Annotated in this window: 25 protein-coding genes and 1 riboswitch; of the genes, 21 read left to right on the forward strand and 4 right to left on the reverse strand. The window is 29.4% G+C overall.

What is annotated here, in order from left to right:
• The first annotated feature begins 46 nt into the window (after nucleotides 1-46).
• The gene (locus tag ABV008_RS03595; RefSeq protein WP_352418447.1) at nucleotides 47-505 is read left to right on the forward strand and encodes a hypothetical protein; all 459 of its coding nucleotides are present in this window, start codon (nucleotides 47-49) and stop codon (nucleotides 503-505) included.
• Between the two features lie 41 nt (nucleotides 506-546).
• Nucleotides 547-1482, forward strand: a complete 936-nt coding sequence (locus tag ABV008_RS03600) for an aminoglycoside phosphotransferase family protein (RefSeq protein ID WP_352418448.1) — start codon at nucleotides 547-549, stop codon at nucleotides 1480-1482.
• A 71-nt stretch (nucleotides 1483-1553) separates the two neighbouring features.
• On the opposite strand, the gene ABV008_RS03605 is transcribed toward ABV008_RS03600, so the two are convergent.
• Nucleotides 1554-1724 (reverse strand): hypothetical protein, encoded by a 171-nt coding sequence (locus ABV008_RS03605; protein WP_352418449.1) that lies wholly within the window; start codon nucleotides 1722-1724, stop codon nucleotides 1554-1556.
• 161 nt (nucleotides 1725-1885) lie between these two features.
• Between ABV008_RS03605 and ABV008_RS03610 the strand changes: the two genes are divergently transcribed.
• The 11 genes from ABV008_RS03610 to ABV008_RS03660 all read left to right on the forward strand — a co-directional run bounded on the left by ABV008_RS03610 (nucleotide 1886) and on the right by ABV008_RS03660 (nucleotide 11257).
• The gene (locus ABV008_RS03610; RefSeq protein ID WP_352418450.1) at nucleotides 1886-2059 is read left to right on the forward strand and encodes a hypothetical protein; all 174 of its coding nucleotides are present in this window, start codon (nucleotides 1886-1888) and stop codon (nucleotides 2057-2059) included.
• Nucleotides 2060-2197: 138 nt separating this feature from the next.
• Nucleotides 2198-2818, forward strand: a complete 621-nt coding sequence (locus tag ABV008_RS03615; protein ID WP_352418451.1) for a DedA family protein — start codon at nucleotides 2198-2200, stop codon at nucleotides 2816-2818.
• 14 nt (nucleotides 2819-2832) lie between these two features.
• Entirely contained in the window at nucleotides 2833-3510 is a 678-nt protein-coding gene (locus ABV008_RS03620; protein ID WP_352418452.1) for a TIGR01906 family membrane protein, read from the forward strand.
• 83 nt (nucleotides 3511-3593) lie between these two features.
• Nucleotides 3594-4565 carry a restriction endonuclease gene (locus ABV008_RS03625; protein ID WP_352418453.1) on the forward strand — a complete coding sequence of 324 codons (972 nt, stop codon included), beginning with the start codon at nucleotides 3594-3596 and terminating at the stop codon, nucleotides 4563-4565.
• Nucleotides 4566-4615: 50 nt separating this feature from the next.
• A riboswitch (THF riboswitch) is annotated at nucleotides 4616-4720 on the forward strand.
• Between the two features lie 69 nt (nucleotides 4721-4789).
• On the forward strand, nucleotides 4790-5551 hold the full coding sequence (locus tag ABV008_RS03630; RefSeq protein ID WP_352418454.1) for a folate family ECF transporter S component: 762 nt from the start codon (nucleotides 4790-4792) through the stop codon (nucleotides 5549-5551).
• A gap of 56 nt (nucleotides 5552-5607) precedes the next feature.
• Nucleotides 5608-6189 (forward strand): flavodoxin family protein, encoded by a 582-nt coding sequence (locus ABV008_RS03635; protein WP_352418455.1) that lies wholly within the window; start codon nucleotides 5608-5610, stop codon nucleotides 6187-6189.
• A gap of 117 nt (nucleotides 6190-6306) precedes the next feature.
• Complete coding sequence (gene pduL, locus ABV008_RS03640) at nucleotides 6307-6879, forward strand: phosphate propanoyltransferase (protein ID WP_352418456.1); 573 nt, start codon at nucleotides 6307-6309, stop codon at nucleotides 6877-6879.
• Nucleotides 6880-6892: 13 nt separating this feature from the next.
• Nucleotides 6893-7564: a deoxyribose-phosphate aldolase gene (deoC, locus tag ABV008_RS03645; protein WP_352418457.1), complete on the forward strand. Its 672-nt coding sequence runs from the start codon at nucleotides 6893-6895 to the stop codon at nucleotides 7562-7564.
• A 152-nt stretch (nucleotides 7565-7716) separates the two neighbouring features.
• Entirely contained in the window at nucleotides 7717-8394 is a 678-nt protein-coding gene (locus ABV008_RS03650; protein WP_352418458.1) for a metal-dependent hydrolase, read from the forward strand.
• A gap of 56 nt (nucleotides 8395-8450) precedes the next feature.
• Nucleotides 8451-10250 (forward strand): DUF2207 domain-containing protein, encoded by a 1800-nt coding sequence (locus tag ABV008_RS03655; protein WP_352418459.1) that lies wholly within the window; start codon nucleotides 8451-8453, stop codon nucleotides 10248-10250.
• 50 nt (nucleotides 10251-10300) lie between these two features.
• Entirely contained in the window at nucleotides 10301-11257 is a 957-nt protein-coding gene (locus tag ABV008_RS03660) for a prenyltransferase (protein ID WP_352418460.1), read from the forward strand.
• Nucleotides 11258-11310: 53 nt separating this feature from the next.
• On the opposite strand, the gene ABV008_RS03665 is transcribed toward ABV008_RS03660, so the two are convergent.
• Nucleotides 11311-11754 carry a YaiI/YqxD family protein gene (locus ABV008_RS03665; RefSeq protein ID WP_352418461.1) on the reverse strand — a complete coding sequence of 148 codons (444 nt, stop codon included), beginning with the start codon at nucleotides 11752-11754 and terminating at the stop codon, nucleotides 11311-11313.
• 117 nt (nucleotides 11755-11871) lie between these two features.
• Nucleotides 11872-13251 carry an MATE family efflux transporter gene (locus ABV008_RS03670; protein ID WP_352418462.1) on the reverse strand — a complete coding sequence of 460 codons (1380 nt, stop codon included), beginning with the start codon at nucleotides 13249-13251 and terminating at the stop codon, nucleotides 11872-11874.
• A gap of 273 nt (nucleotides 13252-13524) precedes the next feature.
• Between ABV008_RS03670 and pepF the strand changes: the two genes are divergently transcribed.
• Nucleotides 13525-15336, forward strand: coding sequence for an oligoendopeptidase F (pepF, locus tag ABV008_RS03675; protein ID WP_352418463.1), 1812 nt, complete (start codon nucleotides 13525-13527; stop codon nucleotides 15334-15336).
• A gap of 80 nt (nucleotides 15337-15416) precedes the next feature.
• Nucleotides 15417-16025 carry a DUF3298 and DUF4163 domain-containing protein gene (locus tag ABV008_RS03680; protein WP_352418464.1) on the forward strand — a complete coding sequence of 203 codons (609 nt, stop codon included), beginning with the start codon at nucleotides 15417-15419 and terminating at the stop codon, nucleotides 16023-16025.
• Between the two features lie 131 nt (nucleotides 16026-16156).
• Here ABV008_RS03680 and ychF read toward each other — a convergent pair whose 3' ends face one another.
• A complete protein-coding gene (ychF, locus tag ABV008_RS03685; RefSeq protein WP_352418465.1) occupies nucleotides 16157-17248 on the reverse strand; it encodes a redox-regulated ATPase YchF in 1092 nt (363 codons plus the stop codon).
• Between the two features lie 149 nt (nucleotides 17249-17397).
• Between ychF and ABV008_RS03690 the strand changes: the two genes are divergently transcribed.
• The 6 genes from ABV008_RS03690 (at nucleotide 17398) to mraZ (ending at nucleotide 23348) form a co-directional block, all read left to right on the forward strand.
• A complete protein-coding gene (locus ABV008_RS03690; RefSeq protein ID WP_352418466.1) occupies nucleotides 17398-17874 on the forward strand; it encodes a YhcN/YlaJ family sporulation lipoprotein in 477 nt (158 codons plus the stop codon).
• A gap of 103 nt (nucleotides 17875-17977) precedes the next feature.
• Nucleotides 17978-19171: a CbiX/SirB N-terminal domain-containing protein gene (locus ABV008_RS03695; RefSeq protein WP_352418467.1), complete on the forward strand. Its 1194-nt coding sequence runs from the start codon at nucleotides 17978-17980 to the stop codon at nucleotides 19169-19171.
• Between the two features lie 19 nt (nucleotides 19172-19190).
• The gene (gene yfmF / locus ABV008_RS03700; RefSeq protein WP_352418468.1) at nucleotides 19191-20465 is read left to right on the forward strand and encodes an EF-P 5-aminopentanol modification-associated protein YfmF; all 1275 of its coding nucleotides are present in this window, start codon (nucleotides 19191-19193) and stop codon (nucleotides 20463-20465) included.
• Between the two features lie 6 nt (nucleotides 20466-20471).
• Nucleotides 20472-21758, forward strand: a complete 1287-nt coding sequence (gene yfmH / locus ABV008_RS03705) for an EF-P 5-aminopentanol modification-associated protein YfmH (protein WP_352418469.1) — start codon at nucleotides 20472-20474, stop codon at nucleotides 21756-21758.
• An 88-nt stretch (nucleotides 21759-21846) separates the two neighbouring features.
• A complete protein-coding gene (lgt, locus tag ABV008_RS03710; RefSeq protein ID WP_352418470.1) occupies nucleotides 21847-22599 on the forward strand; it encodes a prolipoprotein diacylglyceryl transferase in 753 nt (250 codons plus the stop codon).
• 317 nt (nucleotides 22600-22916) lie between these two features.
• Nucleotides 22917-23348, forward strand: a complete 432-nt coding sequence (gene mraZ, locus ABV008_RS03715) for a division/cell wall cluster transcriptional repressor MraZ (protein WP_352418471.1) — start codon at nucleotides 22917-22919, stop codon at nucleotides 23346-23348.
• Nucleotides 23349-23355 lie beyond the last annotated feature (7 nt).

The raw sequence follows: 23355 nt of genomic DNA on the forward strand, positions 1-23355 counted from the left end.
GCTATTATAATATGTAAGATTATTTATTAATTTTAAGGAGATGCTTATGGAAACTAATAAAATGAATAAGCTTTTCTTGATTTTGGGAATAGGAATAGGACTTTTAGTATCTAGCATGCTAAATATCGCTTATCCTAAAACAAAGTATATTTCTTATACTGAAACACAAATAATTGAAAAAGCTAGAGAATTAGGAATGGTTTCTTTAAAGGAATCTATTATAGAAAAAGAAGAAAAAAATCTAGAAACTTCAAATAAAACTAGTAATGATTCTGATTTTGTGGAGGATAAGCGTACTATTGAGTTTATTATTAATAAAGGTGATAACAGTGAAGAAATAGTCGATAAACTATTTAAAGAAGGAATAATAGAAGATAAGGAAGAATTCACTAAAAAAGTAATAGATAATGATATACAAAAGAAATTTAAATATGGTGTATATGAACTAGAAACTAAAATGGAATATGATTTTTTAATTGAAGTTCTAACGGGTAAAAATTTCTAGTTTAATCCTAGTCCAATGTTTTTAATATTGGAGGAATAAAAATGCTTTGTTTTACAGGTGAGGTTTTTGAACAAATTGATAAATATATTGGATGTAAATATACTGTGACTGAGATAGGTCATCATAAACTAGGCAGGCATTTAGTGTTTCTAATAGAAGACGAAAAAAACAGAAGTTTTATTCTTAAAATATACGGAAAGGCATTTAGGTTTTGTAACGAGTTAATTGGACTTAAACTTTTATCAGATAAAATAAAATGTCCCAAAATAATAGAAAGTGGAGAGGCTTTTACTGAGTTAGAGTGGATGCTCATGAGTAAGATTGATGGAGTTATACTTGAAAATGTGTGGAATGAGATTTCAAGTGAAAATAAGATTCGCATTATGCAAGAAATGGGTAGAATTTTAGGTAAAATACACAGTCTTTACGAATACGATTACTATGGAATTTGGGAAAAATGTGGAACTTCTATACTTAATCATCATATTTACTTAGAGTATAGGAAAGATAGTGATAGAGCAATAATGAGAAATATACGAAAACAAGACATACCTTTTAAAGAGTTGTTAAATAGTTCATATGAAAAACTTACTCAGTACTATGAGAATCTGAAATCTATATGTTCTCCAAGATTATGTCATCACGATTACTCAGCGAGAAATGTATTAGTCAAAAAGGTAAATAATATTTGGAGAGTATCCGGAATAATAGATTTTGAGCATTGCTATCCTGATGATTCTGATATAGACTTTACAGACTTATATCATACTGTATTTTTAGATGAGCCATGGTTAAAAAAGAGTTTTTTTGAAGGCTATAGTGAATATATGAATATTCAAGAAAAAAGCATAGAACAAAAGATGAATTATTATCTACTAAATAAAGGACTTTTTATTTGTAGTTGGGCATACTATGCAGCGCCAGAATACTATTTACAAGGGATAGAACTATTAAAAAAATTAGATAAAAAATTATGAAAAAGTGGGGTTATTCTCCCACTTTTTTTATAAGTAGTTTAATAAAAACAGCTTATATTGATAAGTTTTCTTTAAAAGCCTATTATCAAAAATAGAAAAATGATTACTACAATCATAAAAAACCAGTTTGTAAAATAATCATTATCTTTATTAGAAACTTTTTCTTCTATGCTTTCAACAAATTCAATTTCATGGACATTTTCATATTTATGTTCTTGATCATTATTTATTATTCTTCTCATAGTATCGCCTCCATTAATATATTCACTATATAATATGAAATTAAAAAAATAGTGTGCGCAATACAAAATACTAATGGCTGTTTAGAATATTTTGAAGAGAAATAATTCATACTATTAATGAATTTAAGCTTTAAAATGATAAGATAAAAAGGAGCGATATTATGCAAAATGGTGTTAATTTTGAAGACATAAAAAGAAGATTTCAAAGCGCAGATTTAAATGAAAAAATAGAGATATATACTACAACACAAGGTCTTTCGGTTGAGCAGTTCAAGGAACTACTTAGAATGTTCCCAATTCAGCATTTAGATAAATTAGAAAGAGCAATGTCATAAAAAACCCGATATTCGGGTTTTTTTTGTTAAGAAAAAAGCATATAATGATATTATGGTATTGTAATAATATTTATATTATAATATATTTTTAGGTAATCAAATTATTCTGATATATGTAGAAATAAAGGGGTGAAGTTTGTGGAAAACCTCATTATAGATTTTGCACAAAGAATTGTAAATGACAATATTATATTTTCTTATCTGTTTTTCTTTGGTTCTCAGAGCCTTCAAATACTGTTTCCTCCTTATCCTGGAGATATGGTATTGATAATAGAAGGTTATTTATCAGAAGTTGCTCATTTAAATATATATCTAGTTGTTGCCAATGCAGTGGCCTCCACATCCCTTTCTTCAATATTTTTGTATAACATAGGCAGAAGAAAACAGGAGAGAATTTTGCACTCTAAAATTATTACTTTTTTATTTGCCACTGAAAAGATTAACAAGTTAAATAGACTCTTTAGTAAATTAGGAGCTCTTGTGATAATCATGAGCAAGTTTATACCTGGAATTTTTTCATTAGCAGTACTATCTGCTGGAGTATTTAAGGTAAGAAAAAGATTTGCATACCTATCTATAGTAGTCATATCTTTTTTGCATAATTCTATTCTCATATTATTAGGTAAAGTAGTTGGAGAAAATTGGTCTATTATTTTTAGAAAAATGAATGTATACAATAGATATATAATTGTTGTAGCTATAGTAGTTTTAATTATATATTTAATAATGCTTCAATTGAAAAAAAGATTACTTGACTAAAATGGGGGATATAAATGAAAAAAGCTATATTTTTTATTTTAATTCTATCGATATCATTACCATTTGTATTATTATTGACTGATGTTGAGATTGCAACTTTTAAATTAGACTTTTATGAAGAAAAATATGAAGAATATAATATTCCAGAGGTAACTGGTATAGAGATGAAAAATCTATTGAAAGTGACAAGAGAAATGCTAGACTACCTAAAAGGGAAAAGAGTAGATTTAATCATCATTACTGAAGTTAACGGGAAAGACGAACAAGTATTTGAAGAAAGAGAATTACTACATATGATAGATGTAAAAGGTTTATTTTCACAAGGATATATCATAAGAAATATTATGTTAATCTTATCAATGATTTCATTAGGCTGGTTAGTTTTTTTTCAGAGAAAAGCAATTTACAAAACTTTAATTATTTCATCACTATGGCCAATGATACTAATGATTATTCTAGGCATGTTAATGTATATAGATTTTAACAAATACTTTAATTATTTTCACCATATTTTTTTTGCAAATGATTTATGGCTCCTAGATCCGAACACCGACATACTTATTCAAATGCTCCCTTTAGAATTTTTTAGCAGCATGGCTTATAAAATTTTATTTCTTTTTGCAGTAGAATTATTATTTATCCTGATAATCGGTATTCTGTTGAAAAGAAAAGCTTCTGTTATTAAAGAATAAAAGTCTTTTTATCTATATTGTTGTTATTATTGTTATTATTCTTCTAGAATTGGAGATAATCCAAATAAAAGGAGGATAATAATATGAAAGCAGTAACATTGAAAAATAATCTAAAAAAGAAGTTTGTAAATGCTTTTAATAGTATGAGACTTAGGAGATATTATAACGAAAAATCAAGAAATGGGAAAACATACATAGCAATAATTTTAGATAAGATATTCTTTAGTATATTTGTATTTGTTTCTTTTATTTTCTTTTTTTTCTTCATCAGTGAAAGCTTTTTGTTTTCTATACTAATTTCAGTTCAAGCTTTTCTTTTATATAATCTAGTAGCATATAAGATAAGCAAATCTAGGATGAGAAAAAAGACAGCATTAGTAAATCAGCAGGTATTTTTAAAAAAGACTCTTAGAGATATGCTAAATCAAACACCTCATGATTTTTTGGAATATGTAATCAATATTTTAGAAAATTACGGATTTACTAGTATCGTTAAAGTAGATAAAAAAGATATCGATATAATCGGTACCATATGGGATAAAAAAATCGGAATAAAATGTATACAATATGATAGCGACTATAAAGTAGGGGTAGATATTGTAAGAGACTTTTTTGTTGGATTAAGAAAACTTGAATTATCAGAAGGCGTAATCATTACAACATCATCATTTACTCAAGAGGCTAATAATTTGATAGTAAGGCTAAAAAAATATGTACAAATTCAGCTAATAGATATTGAAGAGTTTATAGAAGTCATGAAAAAAGCAAATTTATATCCTACAGAAACGGAAATAAAAAAATTAATATTAAATGAAATATCTGATAGTAGAATGGATTTTAAGAGCTATAAAGAGATTGTTTTATCAAAGGGGAAGATAATAAAATATATTTTTTTAGGAATAATAATGCTTATATTTGGAAAATTCACACCTTATACTACTTATTATAATGTGGCTGCAATAATAATTTTTTTAATTGCAGTAGTATCAATGATAATATTAATAATTAACATGTTTAAAATAAACGAGGAAAAACAAGAGGATAAGGTTTTGTGAAGTTTTATGTTTACAAAGCAAATGAATTGATGTAATATATAAATGTTAACGACAGAGTAGGTAAAGCACGTTAAGTGTTAAGGGATGGGAAGTTGCCTTTAAACGAAGGATTCACTAGTTCTATGAATCTGCGATACTTTACCGCGTCCGCTGTTACATTAGAGAGCCTAACTTCTCTTTAGTGTGGCAGACTACTGTCACTTTAAAGAGAGGGAGGTGAAAAAGTGAATAATAAAAAATTAATTAATACTAGGTCATTAGTAGGTGCTAGTTTGCTTACGGCAATTAGTATAGTTCTTACTAGAGCTTTTTCATTAATATTACCTTTAGCAGGTCTGCCAGCACTAAGAATTGGATTTGGTGAGATTCCCATTATTATATCGGGAATTATTTATGGACCACTTTGGGGAGGACTTACTGGAGCTATTGCAGATTTAATTGGAGTAATGATTAATCCACAAGGAGCCTTCTTTCCTGGCTTCACTTTAAGTAGCATACTATGGGGTGTTATACCTGGGATATTATATTCACTTGTTAAAAAGAATAAGATTAGAATAAATTTTAACGTCATTAATGGAATAGTGCTTACCCTAATTGCTACAGGTATTGTGTTTGTTCTATTTGATAATAAGGTATTAGCTGTAAAAAATGGGGCATATTATATGTACGACAAACCCATGCCTATATTATATGCCATACTTTATGTTTTACTAGTAGCGGTTTTTATTACGATACCATTTATATTGACAAGAAAAGGAAACACGAAAAATGAAATATATTCTGTAGATAAAATTGCTTTTATGATAACCGTTCCATATGTAATAATATCACTAGGACTAAATACATTATGGTTATCTATGATGTTTGAGAAAGGATTTTTGTTACTTTTACCTGGAAGAATTCTAGCAGGTTTAATAATAATTCCTCTTCATACAACTATAGTTTATACAATATCAAAATCCTTTAAACACATTAAAGTAAGATAACAAATAGGCTACTAGTTTAAGCTAGTAGCTTTAATTGTATGGTTAGGGAGGGCTTTATGAAAAAGATATTAGCTGTTATGGGGAGTCCAAGAAAAAATAAAAATACAGATAAGTTGCTGGACTCAGTACTAGAAGGGCTTAAGACAAATGAGGTAGAGGTGAAAAAGGTCTATTTAAAAGACTTAGATTTTTCACCATGTGTATCATGTGGCCATTGCGAAAAAACTGGTGATTGTTTTATGAATGATGACATGAGGGAAATATATAATGATTTTAATAGCAGCGATATTATTATTATAGCTTCGCCATTATATTTTAATACAGTCAGTAGTCTTACTAAGATGATGATTGATAGATGCCAAGTATATTGGTCAAGTAAATATGTTCTTAAGAATCCTTCAATTGACGTGAATAAAAAGAGAGTTGGAATGTTTATTTGCGTAGGAGGAGCTCCTAAAAGAGAGGGACATTTTGATGCGTGTATCCCAGTAATGGACTTGTTTTTCAAAGCAATAAATACAGAATATAGAGATAATATATTTGCTTCTCATACAGATGAAATACCAGTTTGGGAAAGAAAAGAGCTTATGAAGCTAGCATTTAAAAAAGGAAAAGAGCTAATATATTATTTGGATTAATATTTGATTTTTATTGCTAAAAGAATTATAATTTACCTAATGAAAGATTTGAAATATGTTAAATATATCAAATAAGTCAAATAAGTCAATATTATATAATTACAGGAGGAATGTTTAATGAAAAGTATGCTTCCAATAGCATTATCAAATCGACATGTTCATCTATCAAAGGAACATATCCAAATTCTTTTTGGAGAGGATTATGAACTTAATAAAATGAAGGATTTATCACAGCCTGGTCAATATGCTTGTGAAGAGAAAATTGATGTAGTTGGACCTAAAAATACATTAAAGGGTGTTAGAATATTAGGACCTGCAAGAAAAAAATCTCAGGTAGAAATCTCTTTAACTGATGGTTTTACCCTAGGCGTAGTACCACCTGTAAGAGATTCTGGTGATTTAGAAGGAAGCCCAGGCGCTAAGCTAATTGGACCTAAAGGAGAAGTTGAAATTACTGAAGGAGTAATAGCTGCAGCAAGACACATTCATATGCATACTTCAGATGCTGAACAATATGGAGTAAAGGACAAAGACAGAGTAAAGGTAAGAGTAAATGGAGAAAGAGGTTTAGTCTTCGAAAATGTATTAGTGAGGGTACATAAAGATTATGCATTAGAGATGCATGTTGACGTAGATGAAGGAAATGCAGCAGCAGTAAAAAATGGTTATATGGTAGAGATAATAAAATAATGGAGGTAAACACATGAATAACGTCGCCTCAATGATTGATCATACATTATTAAAACCTGACACAACTCAAGAGATGATAAAAAAGGTTTGTGACGAAGCAAAAGACAACAATTTTGCATCTGTTTGTGTCAATCCGTATTATGTAAAATTTGTAAAAAATCAATTAGAAAGCACTAATGTAAAAGTTACATCAGTAATAGGTTTTCCATTAGGAAGCACTCCAAAGGAAGTGAAGGCTTTTGAAGCTAATAAAGCCATAGAAGATGGTGCAGATGAGTTAGATATGGTTATAAACATAGGAGCATTAAAAAATAAAGAATACGACGTAGTTAGAGAAGATATAAAGGCAGTGGTAGATACAGCTAAAAAAACGGCTTTAGTAAAGGTAATTATTGAAGCTTGCTTATTAACAGACGAAGAAAAAGAGATAGCATGTAATTTAGCTGTAGAGGCCGGTGCAGATTATGTTAAAACGTCTACTGGTTTTAGTACTGGTGGAGCTACTGTAGAAGATATCAAGCTAATGAGAAAGACAGTAGGCCCTAATATTGGAGTCAAGGCATCAGGTGGAATAAGAGATTCAAAAAAGGCTAAAGAAATGATAGATGCAGGGGCTACAAGGATAGGTGCAAGTTCTTCTGTGGAAATAGTTAAGGGATTAAAAGCAACAGACAATAGTTATTAAGGGATAGAGTAGCAGGTATACATTTGTACTAGCTACTCTATTTTTCGCATATTTTCATTTATATAGATATGGACAATTCTTTAATTCGAAAGTATGACATAAAATACTATATAATGGATTAAACATATTTATTAACAAGGAAGGGTGATTTAATGAAAGTTCAATATCTTGGTCATTCAGCAGTTCTTATTGAAGACAGAGATGTAAAGGCAATAATTGACCCATTTATATCCGAAAATCCAAACTGTCCACTAAAAGTAGACGGCTTAAGAGATATAACTCATATCTTTGTGACTCATGGACATGGAGATCACTTAGGCGATACTATAGAAATAGCAAAAAAATGGAACTCAATCGTAATATGTAATTTTGAAATAGGAAACTACTTATCTAAGTTTGACCTAAACGTTCATACTATGCATATCGGGGGAAGGGTAGAATTTGAATTCGGAAAAGTAAAAATGACTCAAGCTCTACATGGCTCAGGTATATATAATGGAACAGAAATCATTTGTGGAGGGAATCCATGTGGATTTTTAATTGAGATTAATGGCAAGAAAGTATACCATGCTGGAGATACTGGACTTACAATAGATATGTCTTTACTAAAGGACGAGGAAATAGATACTGCATTTATACCTATAGGTGGTAATTACACTATGGATATAGATGATGCAGTAAAGGCTGTGAAATTTATAAGACCAAAAGCTGTTGTACCTATTCATTATAATACTTTTCCAGTGATAAAGGCAGACCCACTTGAATTCAAGAAAAAAGTTAAAGAGACAAAGGTTAAGGTACTATCTTTTGGAGAAAGTATGGATTTGTAGGAAGAATTGCTAATAAAGATTGTAAAGATTTATCTTTTTGAAAGAAGGTATTTATAATGAAAGTCTTTTTAAAGAACATTTATTTAACAATGTTTACAATAATAATGATTTTAAGTTTTTCTACTATATCTTTTGCAGAAGAATCATTAAGTATACCAAAATGGCAAATCGAATCTCAACTACTAGAAAATGGTGATTTATCAATAACAGAAGACATAACCTTTAGATTCAATGATAAGTTTAACGGAGTATTTAGAGAAATTTTATTAGAAAAGACATCGGGGATTCAAGACATTAATGTAGCAGAGGTAACAGAGGGTAGTGAATCTCAATATAAAAGAGTTAATGATGCAAAAAAAGGAGATAGTGGGGTTTTTGTCGTAATACAAGATGCTGATGTAGATAAAGTGCAAATATTTTCACCATCAAGAGATGAGCAGAAGACCTTTAGAATAAGTTATACAGTAAAAAATGTAGCTATAAGATACAATGATATTGGAGAACTGTATTATAAATTTTTAGGTAGTGAAAATGAGACTCCTATAGACAGTTTTACTGTAGAAGTAAGACTTCCTCAAAATGATGTAAATGATGAAGTCAAAATTTTTGCTCATGGTCCTTTAAATGGTAATATAACAAGAAAAACTAATAACATTGTGTATATGCAAGTAAAGGATGTTCCCAAAGGTACATTTATTGAAGGAAGAGTTCTTTTCCCAAAAGACTTTATTCTTAACTCAAATAATCTTGTAGATAAGAATAATTATAAAAACATATTAGACGAAGAAGCTTCTTTTCAAAAGAAAATAGAAGAAAAAGCAGCAAAAAATGTAGCTAGAAGTAATTTGTTTGGGAATATTTCATTTGTTATATCTGCTTTTGAAATAATTATATTTGTTTTGCTATTATCAAAATTTCGAAGAGAAAAGAATATTTATGAGATTACTCGTAGTAATGCAATACCAGAGGATTGCACTCCTGCAGTAGCCAGCTATCTTGTTACAATGACTGATGATTCAAATACTATAATAGCTACAATACTAGATTTATTTAGAAAGGGTTACATAGAAATTGATGGTGGTCAAGAGTATACAATGAAGAGAAAAAAACTCAGAGATTTTACAATTACGAGAGTTAAAGAAGATGATGTTATACTCTTAAACCATGAAAAACATTTTATGCATTGGATATTAGATGAAATCGGAGATGGGAAATCTGTAACAACTAGAGATATTGAAAAATATAGCAAAGATAATGATTCAGGATTCCAGAGCTCTTATTATGATTGGCAAAAAAAGATCAAGGAAGATGCTATTAAAAAGGGATATTTCGATAAGAGCAGTAAAAAATATGCCGGGTTTTTAATTATTATTTCATCAATAACATTAGTTTTTAGTCTTATAACACTAGGATTTAAAAGTTTATTTGGATTAATATTACTTGGAACTTCCATATTGTTGTTAATATATGGGATAACTCTATATTCTAGAAAATCAGATTATGGATATAGTCAATATAAAAAATGGTTAGAGTTTAAAAAACATATGAATGAATATAAAAACTATAACGGTATAGACGACTTAACCAAGTACCCATTAGATATATCTCTTATATATGCATTGGGTTTGGGCATAGATAAAAAGGTAATAAAGAAATTTAATATTAATAATGTATATAATAACCAAAGTAATGGATGGCTGTATTGGTACTTCTTATTTGCTCATGATAAAAACAACGACTTTAATAAGAGTATTAATAGATCTTTCAGTGGCACATCTTCGTCAACAGGTAGCGGAGGAGGATTTTCTGGTGGTGGCGGAGGAGGAGCTGGTGGAGGTGGAGCAGGAGGGTTTTAGTATGAGGTAAATAATTTATTTATATATTTGAAAACAACAGGAGTGATAACATGACAATGTCTAGTTTTCTTAAACTAGTTGAAATACAAACTAAAGTAGCCAGCATGATTCCATTTTTTCTCGGAACAGTATATGCATTATACAGATTTGATAATTTCAACCTTAAAAACTTTATTATAATGTTCATATCATTGTTAGCAGTGGACATGGGCACTACTGCTGTAAACAATTATATGGACTACAGAAAAGCTATAAAAAAACATGGTTATAATTATGAAAAGCATAATGCGATAGTGAAATATGAACTAAAAGAATCTGTAGTAGTAGCTACTATAGCAATATTATTTTTAATAGCAGTAGTATTTGGTATTTTACTATATATAAATACTAATTTAATAGTTCTAATACTAGGGGTTATATCATTTGCAGCATCGGTATTATATTCTTATGGACCAATTCCTATTTCACATATGCCTTTAGGAGAGATATTTTCAGGATTATTTATGGGCTTCATAATAGTGTTTATTTCAATATATATACACATATATGATAGCAATGTTATTTTTTTTTCATACGTAAATGGAATATTAAACCTTGGCATCAACCTCAAAGAAATAGTATTTGTTTTCTTGCTATGTATTCCAGCTATTATTGGTATCGGAAATATAATGCTTGCAAATAATACCTGCGATATTGATGATGATATAGTAAACAAAAGATATACATTGCCAATTTTCATAGGAAAGGAAAGGGCTTTAAAACTATTTAAGACATTGTATTATATAGCATATTTAGATGTAATTGTGCTTGTAATATTAAGAATTACACCAATTGTCTCTGTTATTTCATTGCTTACTTTTATACCTGTAAGTAGAAACATCAAAATATTCTTCCAAAAACAAACAAAGCGAGACACTTTCGTTTTAGCAGTTAAGAACTTCGTCATCCTAAACCTAATACAAGTATTTACAATAGGCATAGGAATTATCATTAAATATATATTTTAGTGCTGCAGGAACGGTGTATGCACCGTTCCATCATTGTTTTTGTCTTGAACGTATCAGTTTGTTTGTCTAGCCATATTTATCAAATAAATAAAAGAATCTTTAAAGGCATCATCATTTTCTTTAGCTCTTTTTCTATGTTTTACTCCTTTTAAACCTGCGCGTCTTGATTTTTGTGCTAAAAATCTCTCAAACATAAGTCTGTCAATATTATCTTTAGAATATATTAAACCGTTTTGATTAATAGCATAACAATGAGCACCTAGTACCATAGAAGCTACACCATAATCTTGAGTAACTATGATATCACCTTTGCTACAGTAATTAGCTATTGCGATATCAACAGAATCACTGCCTTTATCTAGGGTAATTATAGTACAGTCTAAGTTAATTAAATGGCTAGTATCAACGAACATAATTACTTCAATATTATAATCCTTACAAATCTCAACTATGATTTCTTTAACAGGACATGCATCAGCATCTACCAAAACTTTCATTTTAAATTCCTCTTTTCTTAATTTAAGACCATATTAATTATTATGTTATCAAGTAAAATTCAGAACTGTCAATGAGTTTAACTTCAGAGTAATATTACTTTGCTTTTATGTTTTTTATTATGCATTAGAGGTTTCTATTAAAAGCTCCTGTTCGTAAATATCTTTAGTTTTATATATTATTAAGCTTAAAAAGAATCTAAATACTAAGTCTATCCCCATAACAATCCATATTGCTCTGATATCAAGCTTAAAATAATAAGTTAGAATCAATGCGAAAGGAATTCGAATTCCCCAAATCCCAGCGCCTGCTACTATCATTGGGACTCTTGTAAAACCCGCTCCTCTAAGCGCACCATTTAAAACGCCGGAAATATTTTGTGGAATCTGTACCAGCCCCATTATAACAAGGTATATTGAACCTAGCTTAATTACTTCATAGTCATCAGTTAGTAGTCTCATTACTCCCCCAGGAAGGAAAACTAAAATGCTTGCACAGAAAATGGTTATTAGTAATGTTCCAATTATTAATTCTCTTAAATAAATCTTACCTAATTCCTTGCTTCTCGAGCCAATGGCTTGACCAATGAATGCTGTAGCTGCAATACCAAATCCTGCTGCAGGTGTAAATGAAATTGATTCGGCTTGAAGTCCTAACTGATATGCTGCAAGTGCAGTTTCGCCAAAAGTTAATATTATTTTTGTCAAAATTATAGCTGATATCTGCCAAAATATAGATTCAAAAGCAGAAGGCATACCTATTTTATACACTGAAAAAATTTCCTTAAAATCAAGTTCAAAGAAGCTTCTATTATTCATAGTACCTAGAACTCCATTTTTATTAAATAGTACATACAGACCAATTAAAGCTGATATTGTTTGAGCAATAGCAGTTGCAATAGCTGCACCTCTAAGACCTAAGGCTGGAAATCCAAAATTACCGAAAATAAGTAAAAATCCGAATATAATATTTAATAAATTCATTATAAATGCTATTTTCATTGGGACCTTAGCATTACCCATTCCTTGCAATACTCCTGTAACTACAAGAGATATAGCCATAAAAGGCAGACCCCACGATACAATTCTCAAAAATGCTGTGGCATTTGACATTAATTCTGGTGTTGGATTAAAAATCTTTAAGAGTGTTGTAGCGTTCCAGAAAACTATTTGTTGAAAAATCAACACTAGGATTACTGTAGATAAAAGTGTTTGTTGCACAACACTTTTTAGCTTTTTAATATTATTAGCACCATATGCCTGAGCCACAAAGACAGATGCACCTGTAGTAACTCCCTTAAATAGAGCCCAAATAATCTGTGTAATCCTTTGACTTATTCCTAATGCCCCAATAGCTATAGCATCAATTCTTCCAATCATAGCCATAGATACAAAGCCTGCAGTCATTTGAAGGATATTTTCAATAGTTATTGGTAGAATCATTGATAATATTTTTTTTCTAATTTCTTTAACGTTTACTGTTTTTGTGTTTTCCTTCATTTCCTTTTGCTCCTCTACAATTCATTAAACTACAAATAATTATACAACAAAAATAATAAATAGTCTGTTGTTTTTCTGTTAAAGTTTTGCACTTTATATAATATTTTTATTTATGAAATATTTGTCCTAAAAGCTATAATACCCTAGTTATTATCTTTAATCAAAGCATTTCTTACTATTTACAAATAAAACTTTAAAAGATTTGATTTTTTAAACCATTAAGGTAAAATAATACATATATAATAAAATTTCTGTGAAAGAGGGTAGATAGATTTGAGTAATGGATTAAAGCCTAGAAAAGAAATAGATGTATCATTAACTTGGGATTTGTCTCATATTTTTAAAACAGACGAAGAATATGAAATAGCAATGAATGAGCTTATTGAAGAATCCAAGATGCTAGAAAGTACATATAAGGATAAGTTAAGTAATCCAGGAATTATCTTAAAATGCATTGAAGAATTTGAAAAAATATACATTAAAGGCTACCTAACTAATACTTATGCTTCTTTAGCACTATCTGTAGATCAAACGGATTCAGATAATCAAATGAAAGCCATAAAGAACGAAATGGTACTTTCAGAGGTTTTTAGTAGGCTAACCTTTATAGAAAGCGAATTAAAGGAAACAGATGATAATATTTTAGATAAAGCTATAAGCAATACTGATAAGTATAAAATTTTCCTTGAAGATATTAAAAGAAGCAAGCCTCATACTCTTCATCCAGAAGTAGAAAAATCTCTTGCAAGTCTATCTCCAGTATTAGATTCTCCTTATAATTTATACAATCAAGCAAAACTAGCAGATATGAATTTTGGAAAGTTTATAGCAAAAGGCGAGGAACATCCTCTTAGCTTCGTGTTATTTGAAAATAACTATCAAGGAGAAAAAGATACAGAAATAAGAAGAGCAGCTTTTGATGCCTTTTCAAGGAAAATTAGAGAATATCAAAATACTATTGCTTCTGCATATCAAACTCAAGTACAAAAAGAAAAAATAATTTCTACAATGAGAAAATTTAATTCTGTATTTGACTACTTGTTATTTGAGCATAAAGTAGACAGGAAGCTTTATGATAGACAAATAGATTTAATTATGGAAAAGCTAGCTCCTCATATGAGAAAATATGCAGGACTTATAAAAAGAATATATAATTTAGATGAAGTAACATTTGCAGACCTTAAAGTATCTATAGATCCAGACTATGACCCAAAGGTAACTATAGAAGAATCTAAAAAATATATTAAAGGTGCATTATCTGTTATGGGAGAAGAGTACCTAAATTTAGTTATGAGAGCTTATGATGAAAGATGGGTAGATTTCGCTCAAAACATTGGAAAGTCTACAGGTGGCTTCTGTGCAACTCCCTATGGAGTTCATGCATATATTTTGCTTTCTTGGAATGGACTTATGAGTGAAGTATTTACACTAGTTCATGAACTAGGTCATGCAGGACATTTTATGTTATCTCAAAGCCACAATAATATGTTTAATGAGTCACCATCACTTTATTTTATTGAGGCACCTTCAACTATAAATGAAATGCTTTTAAGCAATTATTTAATTAAACAGCAGGATGACCCTAGGTTTAAAAGATGGGTTCTATCTTCAATGGTTAGCAATACTTATTATCATAATTTTGTAACACATTTGTTAGAAGCAGCTTATCAAAGAGAAGTATATAAAATAATCGATGAAGGTGGAAGCGTACATGCTAATAAACTTAATGAGATTAAGAAAAGTGTATTAGAAAAATTCTGGGGAGATGCTGTTACTATAAATGAAGGTGCAGAGCTGACTTGGATGAGGCAACCTCATTACTATATGGGTCTTTATCCATACACATACAGTGCTGGACTTACAGTTGCAACTCAAGTTAGCCAGAGAATATTGGCTGAAGGTGAAAGAGCAGTAGAGGACTGGAAGGAAGTATTAAAGGCAGGAGGAACAAAGACTCCTGTAGAACTTGCTAAAATGGTAGGAGTAGATATAACTACAGATAAACCATTATTAGATACTATTGAATTCATTGGTAGTCTAATAGACCAAATAATTGAGCTTACAGATGAGATGGAAAGAGAGTAAAATACTCTCAGTCACCAAATCTTCCATGTTTCATAATTTAGTACTAACAAAACTTATATGAAAACTAGGAAGGTGAGGATATGGATTTTAGCGAACTACCTGTTATGATTCACACCTGTAGATATTACGTTCCTACTACAGATATTCTTTATCCAATGGTATATGGACTGGAAAATCCAGAAGTTCAGAAAGAAATAAATGATGAAATATATGACCTTATGCTAGATATTGCAGCGGAATTAAGAAGACCAGACTTATTAACTAACATTACTGGTTCATATGAAATAAAAGCCAACCAAAGAGATTTATTAAGTCTCACCTTAGTCCAGCTAGGAGATTTTGGAGGAGCACATCCTATGACAATTATTAAAGCATTAAACATAGATGTATTTACAGCAGAAATATATCAACTAGAGGACTTGTTTGAACCAAATAGTGACTATATTGAAAGATTATCTAATATGGTTAAAGAACAAATAGCAGAAAGAGAAATATTGATAATTAATGAATTTGAAAGCATAAGCCCACAGCAAGATTATTATTTAGTAGATAATAACCTAATAATATTTTTTCAACTTTACGAAATTACACCATATGCATTTGGATTTCCATACTTTCCGATTCCTATTTATAAGTTAGAAGATATTATTAAGGAAGATGGACCACTTAGTAGGATGATGGGAGTATAGTGTGTTTTATTTTTGAACTCTAAGTCAATAATAATCTTTATCTTCAAAAGAAAAAATTTACTGATAATAAAAAGGCATGAAAAATTTATATAACTTTTCATGCCTTTTTTATATTGAATCTTTAAAAGTACTTATACATTAAACCTAAATACAACTACATCTCCATCTTGCATTATATATTCTTTTCCTTCAAGTCTAACTAATCCCTTTTCTCTTGCATGAGGATATCCACCACAAGTAACTAAATCAGCGTAATTAACTATTTCTGCTCTTATAAATCCTTTCTCCATATCAGAATGGATTTTACCTGCTGCTTGAGGAGCCTTTGTACCTATTTTTATTGTCCATGCTCTAGTTTCTTTTGGACCAGCAGTTAAGAAGCTCATTAGGCCTAATAGCTTATAGCTTGCACTAATTAGCTTATCAAGTCCTGATTCATTAAGTCCTAAATCATTTAGGAAGCTTTTCTTTTCTTCATCTTCAAGTTCGGATATTTCTGCTTCAATTTGTGCAGATACTATAATTACTTCAGATTTTTCTTTGCTAGCATAATCGATCACCTGTTTAACATAATCATTTTCAGGATTTCCTAATAAATCTTCCTCAGATATATTTGCAACGTATAGAATTGGCTTATATGATAATAGGTTCAATTCTTTAACAAAGGCTTTTTCTTCGTCAGTAAAGTTAATTGCCCTTACTGAGTTACCAGCTTCTATAGTATCTTTAATTATATTTAATATTTCTAGCTCCTTTTGCAATGATTTATCAGCTTTTGCTAGCTTTTCTGTCTTTTGTATTCTTCTACTTATTATCTCTAGGTCAGAAAGCATTAGTTCGATATTTATGATTTCAATATCGCTAATAGGATCTATTCTACCTTCTACGTGGGTAATGTTTTCATCTTCAAAACATCTAACTACATGAACTATTGCTTCTACTTCCCTTATATGGGATAAGAATTTGTTTCCTAATCCTTCTCCTTTACTTGCACCTTTTACTAAACCTGCAATATCAAAAAATTCTATAGCAGTTGGAACTATTTTTTCTGAATTAAACAGCTCAGCCAATACATCTAATCTTTTATCAGGTACTGCTACTACCCCAACATTTGGCTCAATAGTACAAAAAGGATAATTGGCTGATTCTGCACCAGCAGCAGTTATTGCATTAAAAAGGGTACTTTTACCTACATTAGGTAACCCTACAATTCCTAATTTCATTGTTATCTTCCTTTCAACTCATTATGTTATACAAATTCATACACTAGAGTAAATTATACACCAATATTTTTTACACTTCAAATTAAAATAAACTTTTTATTAATAAAAAAAATAATTATTGGAAAACTAATGCTTAGGAGGTGTTTTTAATGAGAGAAAGAGTCAATCTATTACATATTATAACAGCTTTTTTATTTATTATTTTAGTAGCATCAGGCTGTCAAACTGCAAGAAAGCCAGGACCTAATATTAGTGTTGAAGAAGAAAAAACTGATAAGGAAAGAAAAGTTACTGAATCAAATCAAGAAGTTATTAAAGGTGAAGTGGCTGCAGATGCGTTAGTAGATTTGTCAGGTATTGACGATGCAACAGTGGTGTTTTCAGATAATCAAGCCATAGTAGCAGTTATTGTATCTGAAGGCGAGATATCAGAAGATTTAAAAAGAAGAATAATAGATACAATTAAGGATTATGATGAAAATATTAACAGAATAAATATTACAGCAGACAAGAACCTATTTTATCGGCTAGATGACATCCAGCAATCTTTAATTAGGGGAGAGCAAAATAGAACTATTAGTGAAGACATTAAGAATATATTAAGTGAGATAAACAACAAAAAGTAATTTTTATAGAATCCAGTCAAATGATTGGATTTCTTCATATATCGAAGACTTAAAAAATAATATAGTAATATAATAACTATTTTGTTGTGAGGAATGAAGATATATGAAGAAGGCAAAATTTTTAGGTAAAGGTTTATTTTATATTTTTTTCTTTGTGTTTTTCAGTGTATTATATCTTGTACTTGAAGAACCAAAGGAAAGCGTATGCCTTACTATATCAATTAGCATACTTCTAATAATTATAAAAGATAAGGACAAAATACTATCAGGAATTCCTTTTTATTATTTAACATTAGTCTTTACTTTATCTTTTTTTATTTCAACTTTAATTATATTTTCTAGAGGATATTCAATGGAATTAACAGTTGAAGGAACAGTTAAAGATATTGATGGGAAGGCAGTTTTGCTAGTATATGAAGGTGAGCCTGAGATGTATTCTTTTGAAAAGGGCATTACAAATATTAAGATAAATGGAAGTATAAAAGACAAGATTATTTCGCCTTATATTTTATGGTTGAATAAAAGACATTATCAATTCTTAGGGAAAAGTAATTATAAAGAGAATACTATAAAAGTAAAAAAGGGACTTCAAACTTTTTTGACTAATGAATTCAAAGTATATGTATCATATCTTTACGATACTGCTTATGTAGAAGAAGTTTTGATTGAAATTGCCAATGATGGCTACAGAGATGTAATTATTGTCCCAGTATTTTTAACTGAGGGGCAAAATCTTAGAATATTAAAATCTAGAATCGAAAGAATGAAATTATATAGCCTAAACATTAACGTGAAATATACTGACCCCCTATGGAATAGCGAAGACATTGCTATATCATATGAAAATAAAATAAAACAACATATAGACGATGAAAGTGTAGCAAATATTGGTATTATATTAGTCGGTGAAGGACAGGTAGGATATAGAAAAAATAATAATTTAAAAGCAGTAAGAGAAGATTCTATGTTTAGAAATAGAATTAAAGCAAAACTGGGAAATAATACCGGAATCAATGAGAACAAAATTAAAATAGGTTGGTTTAAATATGTAGAACCTGATTATGAAGAATCGATAATTGATTTATTGGACTATAGTATTAGAAAAATAGTTTTAATTTACACGAAACCCTCAGTAACAAATATTGAAAATATTACAATATCTAAGAAAATTGCTTCAAAGGTAAACTTTCCTGAAGGTGTTAAAGTTACTATTGTTGACGGTTTTTTGAATGATTTTCTTTTCATAAATGAACTTAAAAACAGGATCGAATTTACAAATCTACAGAAATGGGAATAGATTAAGGAGGAGTACATGAATGGAATACAACAGAAAAGAAATTGGAAAAGGTATAAATTTAAATACAATAAGTACAGATAAATTTAAATCAATCCTTATTAGTATTAGTTTTATAAGGCTTTTATCTAACGAAGAAGCTTCTTTAAATGCTTTAGTACCAGCAGTGTTAAAGAGAGGTACGATGAACTATAAGACTTCTATAGACATTCAAAAAAGACTTGAAGAGCTTTACGGGGCAAATCTAAGCTTAGATGTAAATAAAAAAGGTGAAAAACAAGTTATAAGGTTTTCTATAGAGGGACCAGAAACTAAATTTATTGGAGAAAAAAACTATAATGCTAAAATTTTCGACGTTTTGCTAGATATAATATTTAATCCGCTGTTAGAGAATGAGATTTTTCTTGAGAAATATGTTTCTCAAGAAAAAGAGAATCTAGTGAAAAGAATTGAAGGACGAATAAATGATAAGAAACAGTATGCTTATGAAAGAGCTATAGAAGAAATGTGTAAAGGTGAGAGATTTAGTATATATAAATTTGGAAAAGTGGAAAATGTAAAAAAGATAGATAATAAAAGTCTTTATAATCATTATAGGGATATTTTAGAAACTAGTCCTGTTGAAATAACTATAGTAGGAAAATTTACAGGACTAGATATAGAAGAAGTCTTAAGTAAGAAGTTAGATTTTAATAGAAAAGAAATTATTAATATTCCAAGAGAGAATATCTCAGACAAAAAATTAAATGGGAAAAGTATAATAACTGAAAAAATGGATGTAAGTCAAGGAAAATTAATACTAGGTTATAGGATAAATATACCTTATGAAAGTAATTTGTTTGACGCATTTATTGTAGCAAATGAGATACTTGGAGGAGGACCAAACTCTAAATTATTTACATTTGTTAGAGAAAAAGAAAGTCTAGCATATTATGTATATTCTCAAACTTTAAAATATAAGTCCATAATGCTTATATCATCAGGAATTGAGATTGAAAATTTTGGGAAAACAAAAGAAATAATAAAAAGTCAAGTAGATAAAATGATTAAAGGTAATTTTACAGAAGAAGATATCGAAGATGCTAAAAGTTCAATAACAACTTCAATTAAATCCTTACAAGATAACAATTATTCTGTAGCAGAGTTTTATTTAAGTAATGCTATCTCTAAAGAGATGAGATCATTTGAAACATATATAAATAGTATTAAAAGAGTTACGAAAGAAGATATTGTCAAATCTTGTCAGGAATTAAAGCTAGATACAATTTATTTCTTAACTAATGAGGATATGAGGTGAGATATATTGAAGATTAATACTATAAAGAGTAAAAGATTAAGTGAAGAAATATATAATGTAGAATTAAATAATGGATTAAAGATTTTCTATATGCCTAAAAAAAATTATGTTAAGAAATATGCTATATATTCAACTAATTATGGATCTATTGATAATAACTTTGTTCCTATTGGAGAAAGTAAAGAAACCATAGTTCCTGAAGGCATAGCTCATTTTTTAGAGCATAAATTATTTGAGGAACCAGATGTGAATATATTTGACGAATTTGCTAAATTAGGCTCATATGTAAATGCTTTCACAAGTAATACTCAAACAGCCTATCTTTTTTCATGTGTAGATAAGTTTTATGAGAATTTAAAACTGCTGCTTTGCTTTGTTCAAGACCCTTATTTTACAGATGAAAATGTAGAAAAAGAAAAAGGTATTATCCAGCAGGAAATTAGAATGTATAACGACTCTCCTGATTGGAAAGTATATACAAACTGTCTTTCTGGAATGTACGTCAAGCACCCAGTAAAAATAGATATTGCAGGAACCGTAGAAAGCATAAGAGATATTAACAAGGACCTTCTGTATAAGTGCTATAATACATTTTATAATCCAAGCAATATGCTTTTATTTATGATAGGAGATATTGACTTGGAAAAAGCAGTAAATATAATTAGTGAAAAGCAAAAAAAGACTGAAAAGTTGGGAGAAGAAATACTTAGAGTAAAGGTTAAGGAGCCTGGTACTATTAATGAAACAATAATTGAGGAAAAACTAAGTGTTTCCATACCTTTATTTTATATAGGGTATAAAGACCTAGATGTTGGGTATGATGGTGAAAAACTAGTACATAAAGAGATTTGTTCAAACATTTTGCTTGAAATATTATTTGGCAACAGCTCTGATTTCTACAAGGAACTTTATGAGGAAGGTTTAATAAATGATAGCTTTGGTTTTCAATACATAGGGCACAGAGACTATGGGCATGCAATATTAGGCGGTGAATCTAATTCTCCAAAGGAAGTTTATAACAGAATAAAACAAAATTTAGAAAATATAATTAGTAAAGGGATATCAGAAGAAGATTTTAATAGAACTAAGAAAAAGTTAATTGGATATCATCTTATGGATTTTAATTCTATTGAAAATGTTGCTACAAGTTTTATAAATTATTTCTATAAAAAATATTCAATGCATGAATACTTAAATACTTTAGATAAAATTAATGTAGGTGACATTGAAGAAAGGTGTAGAAGCTTTCTCAAAAAAGAGAGTAGCTGTTTATCTATTGTAAATCCTAAGTAGTTTGTTGACTTTATAATTAAATAAAAATATAATTAAAGCTACTAGAAAATTTAGTAGCTTTAATTATATAAGAAGAAGGAGGATTATTATGGATCCAGTTGCATTTGAATTGTTTGGTATGGAAGTTAGATGGTACGGAATAATTATTTCCTTTGGGTTATTATTGGCCTCCATAGTGGCTATGAGAGAAGCTAAGAGAATAGGCATAGAAGAAGAGAATATCCTTGACTTATTATTAGTTGCTGTGCCTGCAGCTATTATAGGAGCTAGAATTCATTATGTTATTTTTAATTTAGATTATTACAAAGGCGACTTTATGAAGATGATTAATATCAGAGAAGGTGGGCTAGCAATACACGGAGCTTTAATAGTCTCAATAATAGTTGGCGTTATATTTTGTAAGATAAAGAAAATAAAATTTTGGAAGCTTGCAGATTTGACTGGTCCTAGTATTATTTTAGGGCAAGCAATAGGTAGATGGGGAAATTATATTAATGGAGAAGCTCATGGTGGTCCTACTGATTTACCTTGGGGAATCATTGTACAGGGCCAAAAAGTACATCCAACTTTTTTATATGAATCGCTATGGAATTTTGCAGTATTTCTATTTCTTTTGTGGTATAAAAAAAGAAAAAAGGCAGATGGAGAAGTATTTTTGCTGTATCTTTCACTATATTCAGTTGGAAGATATTTCATTGAAGGAATGAGAACTGATAGTCTAATGTATGGAAATATAAGAGTTGCACAGTTAATTAGTGTCGTAACTATAATTGTAAGTATTGTTGTTTTTGTTGTTATTAAAAAAAGACAAGCAATAAATGATAAAGAAATATCTAGGTAAGTTTAGTACTTTTGCATTTAAGTAATTAAACCTTATATTAATAAAATCCTTTCCTATCGCAGGATGACTAATATTTTGTCATTCCTGACGAAAAGAAGGATTTTTTTTGTTATTTCTTAGTTACAATTTGGTAATTTTATTTTTATGCTGTAAATAGTTTGTTGAAAAATGGGTTTTTTTAGTACTATAGGCCTATTAAAAAAAATATAAATTTCTTAAAAACTAGCAGGAATTTACGAAAATATATAGAACTAGTACTATAAAGTGGTGTAAAGTGGTACGAAGTGGGGACGATTCCCTCGAATGGAGTGTAATATATGTTTATTGGAGAATATCAACATTCACTAGACAATAAGGGGCGCTTAATAGTACCTTCAAAATTTAGGGACGAGCTTGGAGAAATATTTATTATAACCAAGGGTCTAGATAATTGCCTTTTTGTCTATCCAAAAGATGAATGGAAGATATTAGAAGAAAAACTAAAACTTTTACCACTTACCCGCAAGGATGCTAGAGCTTTTGTGAGATTTTTCTTTTCTGGAGCTACTGAATGTGAATTAGATAAACAAGGAAGGGTTCTTATTCCTAGCAACCTAAGAGAACATTGTAAAATAGATAAAGATGCAGTGGTAATAGGAGTTTCTAATAGAGTTGAAATATGGAGCAAAGAAGAATGGGATTTATATAATGACGATGAGAACCTTAGCTATGATGCAATAGCTGAGAAAATGAGTGAACTTGGTATTTAAGTCATAT

It is taken from the genome of Proteiniborus sp., from assembly GCF_040308045.1.
Lineage (GTDB): Bacteria > Bacillota > Clostridia > Tissierellales > Proteiniboraceae > Proteiniborus.